Annotated in this window: 10 protein-coding genes and 1 tRNA gene; 5 read left to right on the top strand and 6 right to left on the bottom strand. The window is 64.2% G+C overall.

Features of this window, described 5'->3' with window-relative positions:
- From B5T_RS12385 to B5T_RS12365, 5 genes are read left to right on the top strand one after another with little or no spacing between them, the layout of a single operon-like run.
- On the top strand, positions 1-708 hold the full coding sequence (locus B5T_RS12385) for a VOC family protein (RefSeq protein ID WP_014994848.1): 708 nt from the start codon (positions 1-3) through the stop codon (positions 706-708).
- Positions 709-739: 31 nt separating this feature from the next.
- Positions 740-2,347 (top strand): (2,3-dihydroxybenzoyl)adenylate synthase, encoded by a 1,608-nt coding sequence (locus B5T_RS12380; protein ID WP_014994847.1) that lies wholly within the window; start codon positions 740-742, stop codon positions 2,345-2,347.
- Positions 2,344-3,123 carry a thioesterase II family protein gene (locus B5T_RS12375; protein WP_014994846.1) on the top strand — a complete coding sequence of 260 codons (780 nt, stop codon included), beginning with the start codon at positions 2,344-2,346 and terminating at the stop codon, positions 3,121-3,123. Before B5T_RS12380 ends, B5T_RS12375 begins: the two co-directional genes overlap by 4 nt.
- Positions 3,110-3,415, top strand: a complete 306-nt coding sequence (locus B5T_RS12370) for an isochorismate lyase (RefSeq protein ID WP_014994845.1) — start codon at positions 3,110-3,112, stop codon at positions 3,413-3,415. The genes B5T_RS12375 and B5T_RS12370 overlap by 14 nt, the downstream gene beginning before the upstream one ends.
- The gene (locus B5T_RS12365) at positions 3,412-4,812 is read left to right on the top strand and encodes an isochorismate synthase (protein ID WP_014994844.1); all 1,401 of its coding nucleotides are present in this window, start codon (positions 3,412-3,414) and stop codon (positions 4,810-4,812) included. The genes B5T_RS12370 and B5T_RS12365 overlap by 4 nt, the downstream gene beginning before the upstream one ends.
- A 60-nt stretch (positions 4,813-4,872) precedes the next feature.
- Here the strand turns inward: B5T_RS12365 and B5T_RS12360 are convergent.
- From B5T_RS12360 to kdpB, 6 genes are all read right to left on the bottom strand, one after another.
- Positions 4,873-4,948, bottom strand: a tRNA-Thr gene (locus tag B5T_RS12360).
- Positions 4,949-5,006: 58 nt separating this feature from the next.
- Positions 5,007-5,708: a response regulator gene (locus B5T_RS12355; RefSeq protein ID WP_202803003.1), complete on the bottom strand. Its 702-nt coding sequence runs from the start codon at positions 5,706-5,708 to the stop codon at positions 5,007-5,009.
- Positions 5,701-8,343, bottom strand: coding sequence for a DUF4118 domain-containing protein (locus B5T_RS12350; RefSeq protein WP_014994842.1), 2,643 nt, complete (start codon positions 8,341-8,343; stop codon positions 5,701-5,703). The genes B5T_RS12355 and B5T_RS12350 overlap by 8 nt, the downstream gene beginning before the upstream one ends.
- On the bottom strand, positions 8,340-8,918 hold the full coding sequence (locus B5T_RS22305) for a TorF family putative porin (protein ID WP_014994841.1): 579 nt from the start codon (positions 8,916-8,918) through the stop codon (positions 8,340-8,342). Before B5T_RS22305 ends, B5T_RS12350 begins: the two co-directional genes overlap by 4 nt.
- A complete protein-coding gene (gene kdpC, locus B5T_RS12340; protein ID WP_014994840.1) occupies positions 8,915-9,508 on the bottom strand; it encodes a potassium-transporting ATPase subunit KdpC in 594 nt (197 codons plus the stop codon). The genes B5T_RS22305 and kdpC overlap by 4 nt, the downstream gene beginning before the upstream one ends.
- A 10-nt stretch (positions 9,509-9,518) precedes the next feature.
- The gene (gene kdpB, locus B5T_RS12335) at positions 9,519-11,534 is read right to left on the bottom strand and encodes a potassium-transporting ATPase subunit KdpB (RefSeq protein WP_014994839.1); all 2,016 of its coding nucleotides are present in this window, start codon (positions 11,532-11,534) and stop codon (positions 9,519-9,521) included.
- Positions 11,535-11,540 lie beyond the last annotated feature (6 nt).

The following is an 11,540-nucleotide window of genomic DNA, read 5'->3' as shown; positions in this document are numbered from 1 at the left end:
ATGAGTCTGTCCTGCAGCCATGTGCTGCTCTGGGTGCGTGATCTGCATCAGGCGGTGGTGGATTTCCGGGCTCTCGGGTTTCAGGTGGACTACGCCACCGACCCGGAAAAAGCCCAGCACGCGCACATCTGGTTTTGTCGTGGACCGGTGATCGAATTGCTCACCACGCCGGCCAATGCCCGTTATTTCAAATGGCCCATCGATCTGATGGCCGGGCGTGGCGCCGGCGAACGCATGGTGCGCTGGGGGGAGGCCGGGGAAGGGTTTTGTGACGTGGCGGTGGTGACCAATGATGACCCCAAGGCGGTGACGGCCAGACTGAAACGCTGCGGCATCGCCCTCGGCCGTTTCGTGCCCTGGCGGCGTACCCGTCCGGACGGCCAGCGCACCCGCTTCCGTTTCGCCTATCCGCGCCACAGCCGGCTTCCCTTTTTGGTGACGCCCTACGATCCGCCGCAGCATCCGGCCACCGTGCGACACGACAACGGCGCCACGGCATTGCGGCGCGTGCGTCTGGGGGCGCGGGCGGAGGACCGCGTGCTGTTGAACAATCTGGTGGGCGACGATCCGGTATTTTCCGTCGAAGCGGCGGAGCGCACCGGCGTGTTGTGGATCGAACTGGAAGGCCTGTCCCGTGCACTGGACGGGACTTTGACACACGGTGCCTCGATTCGTCCGGCCGGGGTTCCGGCCGGCGCGATGGGGTGACTGACCTCTGTTGACCGCAAAGGAGGCAACCATGTTGGAAGGCTGTGTACCCTGGCCGCCGCGAACGGCGGAGCGTTACCGGCGCAAAGGTTATTGGCGCGATCTCGATCTGGGCAGCTGGTGGCGCCGCCGCGCCGCCGATTTCGCTGACCGCCCCGCGCTGGTGGACGGTGACCGGCGCTGGAGTTACCGGGAACTGGACAGCTGGGTGGAACGGCTGGCGGCGGGGGTGCTGGCGGCGGGATTCAAAGCCGGCCAGCGAATCCTGCTGCAGTTGCCCAACCGGGCGGAATTCGTCGCGTTGAGCCTGGCGCTGTTCCGAGTCGGCGTGATCCCGGTGTTGGCGTTGCCGGCACACCGGGAAAATGAAATCCATCATCTGGCGCGGCTTTCGGGGGCCCGGGCCTATGTGATCGCCGATACGCATCTGGGCTTCGATTATCGTCCGATGGCGCGGACACTGTTGGAGCAGGTCGATACCCTGCGTTCGGTGTTCGTGGTCGGAGACGCCGGCGACTTCCAACGTTTTGCCTCCCTGGACGCCGAGCCGCGTCCGATCGCCGTGCCCGCCGCCGATGACGTTGCCGTGCTGCTATTGTCCGGCGGCACCACCGGCTTGCCCAAACTGATTCCCCGCACGCACAACGATTATCTGTATAACGCCCGCGCCAGCGCCGAGCGGACCGGGTTCCGCGGCGATACCCGTTATCTGGCGGTGTTGCCCGTGGCGCACAATTTTCCCCTGGCGTGTCCGGGATTGTTGGGAACGTTCGAAGTGGGGGGCACGGTGGTGCTGTGCCCCGACCCGAGCCCCGATACCGCCTTCGAGCTGGTGGAGAGCGAACGGATAACGGTGACCGCTCTGATCCCGACACTGGTGCGCGTGTGGCTGGAGTTCGCGCCCCATGCCGGCGCCGATCTGAGCAGTCTGCGTCTGTTACAGGTGGGCGGCGCCCGTCTCAAAGCCGAGGTGGCGGCGCGGGTCGGCGAGGTCCTGGGGTGCGGTTTGCAGCAGGTCTACGGCATGGCGGAGGGCCTGTTGTGCATGACCGCGCCGGATGATCCACCGTCGCGGATCCTCGATACCCAGGGCCGCCCCCTGGCCGAGGACGACGAGGTCCGGGTGGTGGACGAACAGGGCCGGGATCTGCCCGACGGTGAAGTCGGCGAACTGCTGGTCCGGGGGCCCTACACTCTGCGCGGTTACTACCGGGCGCAGACGCACAACCGGCGGGCCTTCACCGAGGAGGGCTATTACCGCAGTGGCGACCGGGTGCGGCGTCTGGACGGCGGTTATCTGGTGGTGGAAGGCCGGGACAAGGACGTCATTAATCGGGGCGGGGAAAAGGTTCCGGTGGAGGATGTGGAGAACCACCTGCTGTCGCACCCGGCCATCGCCGATGTGGCGCTGGTTGGTCTGCCTCACGAGACGCTGGGCGAATGCAGCTGTGCGTGCATCATCGTCAAGGGCGAAGCGCCGCGATTGCCGGAATTGAATGCGCATCTGTCCGCCTCGGGGCTGGCGGCTTACAAGCTGCTGGATCGGCTCGAAGTCGTGGACGGCTTTCCATTGACGCGGCTGGGCAAGATCAATCGACGGCAACTGGTCGAGCGGCTTGTTGCCGGGGAGGCCTCATGATGACCGCAAAGGCAAGGCACCCGGCTATTCGCTGTTTTCGTCTCAGCGAACAACCGTCGGCGCGCCTGGTGTGCCTGCCGCACGCCGGCGGCAGTGCCAGTTGCTACCGCGATTGGGGCAAGGTGCTGCCGGATCATCTCGATCTGTTGGCGGTGCAGTATCCAGGGCGGGAGGAGCGCTACCCGGAACCGTTCGCGGACTCCCTGGAAGCGCTGGCCGATGACATCACCGAGGCGCTGGCGCCGTTCGCCGGGGTGCCGCTGGTGTTGTTCGGGCACAGTCTGGGTGCTGCTCTGGCCTATGAGGTGGCGCTGCGGCTGCGACGCCGGAAGCTGTCACTGAGCCGTCTGGTGGTGTCCGCCCATCCCGCGCCTCACCGGCAACGTGACAGCGCGCTCCATCAACAGGGGGACGCGGCATTGCTGGAGGACATAAGACGTCTTTCCGGTGGCCGCACGCCGCTTGATGAACCGGCCATGCGGGAGTTGTTCATGCCCATGCTGCGCAACGATTACCGGCTGATCGAACGATACACGCGCGACTGTCCCGAATCGGTTGGCGTGCCCGTGGACGTCTGTTTTCCCCTTGATGACGCTGAGATCAACGAGGACGAGGTGCGGGCCTGGCAGGACGTCACGCCCTGGACACTGGGGATCTTGCCGTTTCACGGCGGCCACTTCTATCTGCGCGAGCAGTACCCGGACCTGGTCGACAGAGTGCTGCAACGCCTGGATTTTCCGATCAGCCAAGGAGGGAGAAGGTATGTTACGACCTGACGAGTGCACCGGCCTTGCCGATATCCGCCACGCCATCGATACGCTGGATCATGAAATGGTGACGCTTCTGGGCAAACGGATGGGTTACGTATTGGCCGCGTCACGGTTCAAACCGAATGAACAAAGCATCCCCGCGCCGGACCGGGTAGCGTCGATGTTGGAAGCGCGTCGCCGCTGGGCAAAAGAAAACGGACTCGATAGCGATTTCGTCGAATCCTTGTTTGAACACCTGATTCCCTGGTTCATCGCTCGCCAGGTGGAGTACTGGCGGTCACGGAGAGGACAAGCATGAATATGATGACACGGGTGGGAGATTTTGAATCCGTGTTCGCCAAGGCGCGAAAACAGGCCCGGCAATCCGGCCGGCCGGTACTGGCGGTGTTGGCTTTTCCCTGGTCCGGCGCGGACCCGATGGCGTTGTACCAGCGGTTGGAAACCATGGGCGGTGACTGCCTTTACTGGGAAACCCGGGAACCGGAACTTGTGTTGCTGGGGATTGGCCGCGCGCTGGAATGCGTGCCCGATGCCGATTCCGGTTTGGCGGGGCTGCAGCGGCGCTGGCGGCGGCTCAATGACGAAGCGGTCATTGAAGGCACGTCGGGGGCCCGGGCCATCGGTGGGCTGCGTTTCGACCAGGCGGCGGACCGGCACTGGCCCTGGAGACGATTCCCCGACGCTTGCCTGACGGTGCCGCGTCTGTTGCTGGAGTGCACGGCGCGGGAAAGTCGTTTGATCTGCCATAAGCTGGTGCGGCAGGACGACGACCCGGTGGTCGAAGGCCATCGCTATCGGCGTGATATCGAGACGCTCCTGCTTGGTGAACGGGCGGCGTTGTCGTCCCCACCGGCGCCGACGTTGATACGGGAGCAAGGGATCGGCGCGCGGCAATGGCAGGCGAAGGCGGAAACGTTGATCGCCGCGATCCGGGCGGGCCGGATGAACAAAGTGGTGTTGGCGCGCCATCTGCACCAGACCTACTCGGAGCGGTTGTCCGCGGCCACGGTGCTGCGCCGCTTGCGTGACACGGACTCGCACTCCCATCTCTTCGCCGTCCGTCATGGCGGTCTGTGCTTTTTAGGGGCGACACCGGAACGTCTGGTTTCCGTGAATGACGGCAGGGTGGAGACCCACGCCCTGGCGGGCACGGTACGACGGGGAAGCGACCCGGAGGCCGACCAGCGTCTGGGGGAACAGCTGCTGGCCTCGGCCAAGGACCGGCACGAGCATGAATGGGTGGTCCAGGCCATCCGTGATGCACTGCGGCCGCTACTCGACGAGTTGCGGGTGTCTCCGGAGCCGGTGCTGCATCGCCTGCCGGTGATGCAGCATTTGAGCACCCGGATCGAGGGCCGTGTCGCCGCTGGCGCCGGAGTTCTCGAACTGGTGGAGGCCATGCAGCCGACCCCCGCCGTGGCCGGTTATCCGAAACACGAGGCCCTGGCCTGTATTCGCGTCCACGAGGGCTTTGACCGCGGCTGGTACGCGGGGCCTCTGGGCTGGATTGACGGCGCCGGCAATGGCGACTTCGTGGTCGCGTTACGCTCGGCCCTGATCAGTGGCCGGGAATGCCACCTGTTCGCCGGTTGCGGGCTGGTGGCGGATTCGGTACCTGAGCAGGAATATGGGGAAACCAGCCTCAAACTGTCTTGTATGCAGAGAGCGTTGGCAGGCGATGGGCGTGAGGGTTGATCATCGTGTCCGCCTAAAAGGCCATCACTCCCACATTGGAAAATGACCGCCTTTATAATCTGGTGCCGGAAAGAGGAATCGAACCTCCGACCTACTGATTACGAATCAGTTGCTCTACCGACTGAGCTATTCCGGCATGGACCTGTAACGGCGCGGTAGTTTAGCAGGAATGGGAGTGGAGGCAAGGGTGGGGGTCAGCTGACGCGGGTCTCAAAGCGGTAACCAACGCCAGGTTCGGTGTGGAGATAAGTCGGGGCCACCGGGTCGTCTCCCAGTTTATGGCGCAGGCGGCCAATAAGGATACGCAGGTAATGGCTGTCGTGCTGGTGACTCTCTCCCCACACTTGGCGCAGCAGCTGTTGTTGAGTAATGACCCGGTCGGCGTTGCGGATCAGGATACCGAGGACGTTGAATTCTTTGGGGGTGAGTTTGACCGGTTCACCGGCCAGTTCCACCTGGTGCCGGGCGAGGTCGAAGCGCAGGTGGCCGTCGTCGTACTCGTTGCGGACGACGCCGGCGTCGTTGACGTGACCGAGGTGCCGGCGCACCCGGGCAAGGAATTCCTGAACGCCGAAGGGCTTGGTGACATAGTCGTTGGCGCCGAGATCCAGGGCGCGCACTTTTTCGCCTTCGTCATCGCGGACTGAAAGAATGATCACCGGCACGTTGCTGAAGGCCCTGATCCTGCCAAGCACATCCTGCCCATCGAGATCGGGCAGGCCCAGGTCCAGTACGATCAGCGCGGGCTGGCTGGTTTCGGCCAGGGCCAGGCCGTCGCCGCCGGTGGCGGCTTCGTTGACCTGATAGCCTTCGGTTTGCAGGCTGATGCGCAGAAAGCGACGGATTTGCACTTCGTCGTCGATGATCAGAATGCCGCCGGCGGCGGGACTAGACATGGTTCGGTCCATCGGGCTGTTGTTCCATCAAGGGCAAGGTTATCACGATGTGCGCACCGCTACCGTTGACGGGCGGCAGGGCCTCGATGGTACCGCCATGGGCGCCGACCATGCCCCGGCAAATGGCGAGGCCCAGGCCGCTGCCGTAGGGCCCCCGATCGCCGTCGCCGCCGGTGAAGAACATGTCGAAGACTTTCTCTCGTTGATCCTCTGGAATGCCGGGGCCCTGATCGCTGATTTCGACCACGATGCGGTCAGTGTCGGCCCGGGCGACAAGGGTGATTTCGCCGCCGGTGGGGGAGAATTTGGCGGCGTTCTCGATCAAGTTCACCAGGGCCTGCTCGATGAGCGCGGGGTGTACGAACAACAGCGGCAGGTCCGCTTCCACCTGACGATGGAGTGTCAGATTGGCGGTAAGCGGTGCGGTGCGTTTCAGTGCGGCGGCGATCAGATCCGCCGGCGCGATCCAGTCCCGTGCCAGTTTCAGGGTGCCGTGGCCGAGCCGGGTCATATCCAGCAGATTCTGGATATAGCTGTTCAGCCGGTGCCCCTCGTTGAGGATGGCGTCGAGCAGTTCCCGTCGATGTTCTTCACTGAGCAGTGAGGCCTGATCGCGCAGGCTGCTGGCGGCGCCGATCATGGAAGACAGCGGGGTACGCAGGTCGTGGGAGATGGAGGAGAGCAGGGCCGAGCGCAGGCGCTCGGTTTCCTCGGCGACGCGGGAGGCTTCCAGGGTGGCACTGAGTTGAACCCGCCACAGGGCCAGGGCGACCTGGTTGGCCAGTGTTTCCATATGGCTGAGCACAGCGGTGTCGAGCCCTTCCAGCTTGTCCGCGCTGAGCAGCAGCACACCAAGGCTTTGGTCGCGGAAACGCAGTGGAAAGATACGTTGTGGCAGATCGCCCAGAGTATCGGTGCCACGTCCGGCTTGTTTGCCGCTTTCCAGAGCCCATTGGGCGGCGGTGCGCAATGATCCGGTGAGCCCCTTGTCCTGATCCAGGTCCTGGGACGGCACCACTTTGACCACGGTGGCGAACTCCCGGCTCAGGTACTCTCCGGCCTCCCGTTGAACGTCCTGAATACCGGTGGCTCCGCCCAGCTTCCGGCTCAGTCGCAGCAGTGAGCGGTTGTGGTCGCCAACGCGGCGCAGGTTCACCACCTGATTGCGCAATCGGCTGGCCAACCGACCGGTGACCAGGGCGATGACCAGGAAGAACGCCACGGTGAGAATATCCTGGGTGTGGTACATCGCCAGACTGAAAAACGGCTCGGTGAAGAAAAAATTATAGGTGAGCAGGCTGAGCACGGCGGCGAAAGTGGCGGCGCGCATGCCGGTGCGGCTGGCCACCAGCAGGACGCCGGTAAGAAAGATCAGCGACAGGTTCGGCAACGCCAGGAAATGGTCCGCCACCGCGGCGGCCAGCACGCTCGCCGCCACCACCGACAGCGCCAGCCACAGTTGCCGTGCCGGCGGCCAGCCCGGCGCACGCCAGCGCCGACGGTGGTGCGGCGGTGCGCTGGCGATGCAGGTCAGCTCGAAATCCTGGCCCCGGCGCATCAGTTTCTGACTCAAGGTACGACCGAACAAGCCAGCCAGCGGACGGTGGCGGCTGCGGCCGAAGACAATGCCGGTGACGTTGTGGTGGCGGGCATGGTCCAGGGCCATGCCGACCACATCGTGGCCGTGCAGGGTGACGGTGTCGCCGCCCAATTGCTCGGTGAGTCGGAATACCGCTGCCAGGTTCTGCTTTTGCGTATCGGGCGGCGCTTGGCCGGTGTCCACCCAAAGAGTGGTCCAGGGTGCCCGGCGCCGTTGCGCCATGCGCGCGGCGGCGCGCACCACCGCTTTGTCATTGCCGCGCCCGTCCACCAATACCAGCAGACGCGGACGTACCGGCCAGGGACCATCGACGCCCTGGCTGGCCATGGAGGTGAACACGTCGTGGTCGATACGATTGGCCACGGTTTGCAGCGCGAGCTCGCGCAGGGCGGTCAGATTGCTCCGGTTGAAAAAGTGGTCCATGGCCGCGCGGGCCTGCTCCGGGACATACACCTTGCCCTGGCGCAGCCGTTCCAGCAGTTGATCCGGCGGCAGATCCACCAGGATCAGATCGCGGGCCGATTGAACCAGGGCGTCGGGCACGGTTTCGCGCATGCGCACGCCAGTGATACGGGCGATGTGATCGTTGAGGCTTTCCAGGTGCTGGACGTTGACCGTGGTCCACACGTCGATGCCAGCAGCAAGCAGATCTTCAATGTCCTGATAGCGGCGTGGATGGAGACTGCCGGGAATGTTCCGGTGAGCGAGTTCGTCCACCAGAATCAGAGAAGGGCGTTGTTGCAGCGCCTCCTGCAGATCGAACTCATGAAAGCTGTGCCCCCGATACTGGATCGGACGCAAAGGCAGGCGCGGAAGGTTGGCGCACAGCGCCTCGGTTTCGCCGCGGCCATGGGATTCGATCACGCCCAACAGTACCGGCTGGCCCTGGCGGGCCAGTTCCCGCGCCGCTTGTAGCATGGCGTAGGTCTTGCCGACCCCCGGGGCGGCGCCAATGAAAATCTTCAGACGCCCCCGGCCAGTGTCGTCGTTGACCGCCAGCAGGGCGTCCGGATCCGGTGTTGTCGGGTCTTTCATAGGCTCCATTGCCAACTGAGCACCAGTCGGGGCCGGTTGCGATGGCGATCATCGTCGGCGTTATTGCTCTCGACGCCGAGGCTGAGAGCGCCACGGTCGATCAGGTCGCGGCTCAGCGCCAGTGCCACGTGTTGGTAACTGCCGTCCTGGTCGGTGGCGTCTTCCACATGGCCCACCGTCCAGGAAACGCCGTAATCATCGCTGAGCGGATAGTCGCCGCCCAGCGCCACGTACTGATCGTGAGTGTCGCCGTCGTGGTTCTCCTTCCACAAGGTAACAGCATAGCGTATTTGCAGAAGGTCCGGCCCCAAGGTGATAAACCCTTCGCCGACATCGCTGCTTTGTTCCGCCAGCGGGTAAGCGTAGTAGATTAGGCCGGCATCCACCGGCAGCGGCCCGGCCTGGAAGCGGTGGCCCGCGGTCAGGTCCATTTCATAACCGGCGTCGTCACCGTCGTCGATGGTGGAGAACCAGGCGCCGGCATAGCCACCGGAAGAGTGCTGGCTTTCCAGGCCGGCCGGTACCGCCGAGATAAAAAGAGCAGGGAGAATGAACAGCGAGTATTGAGTTTTCATGGGTTTATTCTCTCTGCTTGATCCAGTGCCACATTGAGGGTGAGGACGTTGACGTAGGTGGGGCCGAACACGCCGAGGAAAGGCGCTTGAGTGTTTTCGGCGATGATCCGCCTGACCTGATCCATGGGTAAACCGCGAGCCGCCGCCACGCGGGGGGCCTGCAGTTCGGCGGCGGCGGGGCTGATGTGCGGATCGATGCCGGAGCCGGAGGCGGTAACCAGATCCACCGGCAGTTTTTCAACGGGAACGTTTTCCTGATGGGACAGGGCGGCGGCGTCCCGCGCTACTCGCTGGCGCAGTTCCGGGTTGCTCGGCGCCAGATTGGAGCCGGACACCCCGGTGGGATCGTAGTCGGCGGCGGATGGGCGGCTATGGAAATAGCGCGGCTCGCTGAAGGACTGAGCCGCCAGCCGCGATCCCACCGCCTCGCCATGCAGATAGACCAGACTGCCGTGGGCCTGTTCGGGGAACAGCGCTTGCCCCAGTTGTGTACTGATCAGCGGATACAGGCCGCCGCACAGCAGCATCAACACTATTGCCAGGCGCAGGACAGAGAACCAGGACGTGGTGGTCAAAGTTCGGGAATTCATAGTTGGACTCCTAGAGCATCCAGGCCAGAGCCAGGTCGATGAGTTTTATCGCGGGAAAGGGCAGCAACAGACCGCCAAGGCCAAAGATCAGGAGATTGCGGCGCAGGGTGGCGTCGGCGCTGCCGGGACGCACCTGGACACCACGCAGGGCGAACGGAATCAGCGCCGGAATGACCAGGGCGTTGAACAATACCGCCGAGAGAATGGCACTGTCCGGGCTGTGCAGTCCGAGCAGATTCAGTACGCCCAGGCTGGGCAGCGCCACCACGAACAGGGCCGGCAGAATGACGAAGTACTTGGCGACGTCGTTGGCCAGGGAGAAGGTGGTCAGAGCGCCACGGGTGATCAGCAACTGCTTGCCGATCTCCACCACCTCCAGCAATTTGCCGGGATCGGAATCCAGGTCCACGATGTTGCCGGCTTCCTTGGCGGCCTGGGTGCCGGAGTTCATGGCCAGACCAAGATCCGCCTGGGCCAGGGCGGGGGCATCGTTGGTGCCGTCGCCCATCATCGCCACCAGTCTGCCTTTGCTTTGTTCTTCGCGGATCAGTGCCAGTTTGCGTTCCGGTGTGGCCTCGGCCACCACGTCATCGACCCCGGCCTCGGCGCCGATGGCGGCGGCGGTGAGCGGGTTGTCGCCGGTGATCATGACGGTGCGAACACCGGCTTCGCGCAGCCGGGCGAAACGTTCCCGGATGCCCGGCTTGATCACATCCGACAATGCGATGACGCCGAGCACTTGCCGGTTTTCCGCCACCACCAGCGGCGTGGCGCCTTTGCTCGCGACTTGTTCCACCAGACCATCGGTGGTGTCCGGGTAGTGGCCGCCCTGTTCCTCGACGAAGCGGCGAATGGCGTCGGTGGCCCCCTTGCGCACTTGCCGCCCTTCCGGCAGGTCGGCGCCGGACAGCCGGGTATGGGCGGAGAATTCGATGAAGTCGGCGTGTTCGTTGGCGGCCACCGTGGTGCCCTGGTCCAGGGCCAGAGTGAGAATCGAGCGGCCTTCCGGGGTGGGGTCGGCGAACGAAGCCAGGCAGGCGGCCTCCCTCAGCGCGCTTTGTTCAACGCCGGGCAGGGGCAGAAACGCGGTGGCGCGACGATCGCCCAGGGTGATGGTGCCGGTCTTGTCCAGCAATAGGGTGTCGATGCTGCCGGCCACTTCCACCGCCTTGCCGGACTTGGCCACCAGGTTGGCGCGCAGGGCGCGTTCCATGCCGGCGATGCCGATGGCCGGTAACAAGCCGCCGATGGTGGTGGGGATCAGGCAGACCAGCAACGCCACCAGTAACGGCACGCTCAGCGGCGCGCCGAGAAAATCGCCCATCGGCACCAGGGCGGTGACCACCACGAGAAAGATCAGTGTCATCGCCGCCAGCAGCACCGATAGTGCCAGCTCATTGGGGGTGCGTTGACGCTTGGCGCTTTCCACCAGAGCGATCATGCGATCCAGCAGCGAGTCACCAGGGTCATTGCTGACCTTGATTACGATGCGGTCGGTGAGCACCTTGGTGCCAGCGCTGACACCACTATTATCGGTGCCGGCCTCGCGCAGAACCGGGGCGGACTCGCCGGTGATGGCGGACTCATTGATGGTGGCGGCGCCCTCGACGATGTCACCGTCGGCGGGAATCAGCTCCCCCGCTTCCACCTCGATCAGGTCGCCCCGGCGCAGTGCATCAGCACTGATTTCGTCGACACCGCCATTGGCATTGCGGAGCCGGGCGGTGAGGTTTTTCCGAGTCTCACGCAGGCTGTTGGCGTGGGCGCGCCCACGGGATTCGGCCAGGGCTTCGGCGTCGTTGGCGAACAGCACGGTGGCCAGCAGAATCAGGAATAGCACCATCTCCAAACGCCAGGGCAACCCCTGGCTGTAGTGCAACAGGGCGAATACGAAAGTGATTATCGTGCCGATGGCAACCACCATCATCACCGGGTTACGCGCCAATGCCCACGGTGCCAGGCGTTTACAGGATTCCAGAAACAGCGGGAAAGGCTTAATGCCGGTCAGCAGAGAACGGGAACTCATGATGAC

Source organism: Alloalcanivorax dieselolei B5 (assembly GCF_000300005.1).
Taxonomy (GTDB): domain Bacteria; phylum Pseudomonadota; class Gammaproteobacteria; order Pseudomonadales; family Alcanivoracaceae; genus Alloalcanivorax; species Alloalcanivorax dieselolei.
This window is presented reverse-complemented; position numbering and strand designations above follow the sequence as displayed.

Coding starts and splice junctions, on each gene's coding strand:
- B5T_RS22305 (WP_014994841.1), bottom strand. CDS start 8,918: ATGAAAACTCAATACTCGCTGTTCATTCTCCCTGCTCTTTTTATCTCG.
- B5T_RS12370 (WP_014994845.1), top strand. CDS start 3,110: ATGTTACGACCTGACGAGTGCACCGGCCTTGCCGATATCCGCCACGCC.
- kdpB (WP_014994839.1), bottom strand. CDS start 11,534: ATGAGTTCCCGTTCTCTGCTGACCGGCATTAAGCCTTTCCCGCTGTTT.
- B5T_RS12380 (WP_014994847.1), top strand. CDS start 740: ATGTTGGAAGGCTGTGTACCCTGGCCGCCGCGAACGGCGGAGCGTTAC.
- B5T_RS12385 (WP_014994848.1), top strand. CDS start 1: ATGAGTCTGTCCTGCAGCCATGTGCTGCTCTGGGTGCGTGATCTGCAT.
- B5T_RS12350 (WP_014994842.1), bottom strand. CDS start 8,343: ATGAAAGACCCGACAACACCGGATCCGGACGCCCTGCTGGCGGTCAAC.
- B5T_RS12355 (WP_202803003.1), bottom strand. CDS start 5,708: ATGTCTAGTCCCGCCGCCGGCGGCATTCTGATCATCGACGACGAAGTG.
- B5T_RS12375 (WP_014994846.1), top strand. CDS start 2,344: ATGATGACCGCAAAGGCAAGGCACCCGGCTATTCGCTGTTTTCGTCTC.
- kdpC (WP_014994840.1), bottom strand. CDS start 9,508: ATGAATTCCCGAACTTTGACCACCACGTCCTGGTTCTCTGTCCTGCGC.
- B5T_RS12365 (WP_014994844.1), top strand. CDS start 3,412: ATGAATATGATGACACGGGTGGGAGATTTTGAATCCGTGTTCGCCAAG.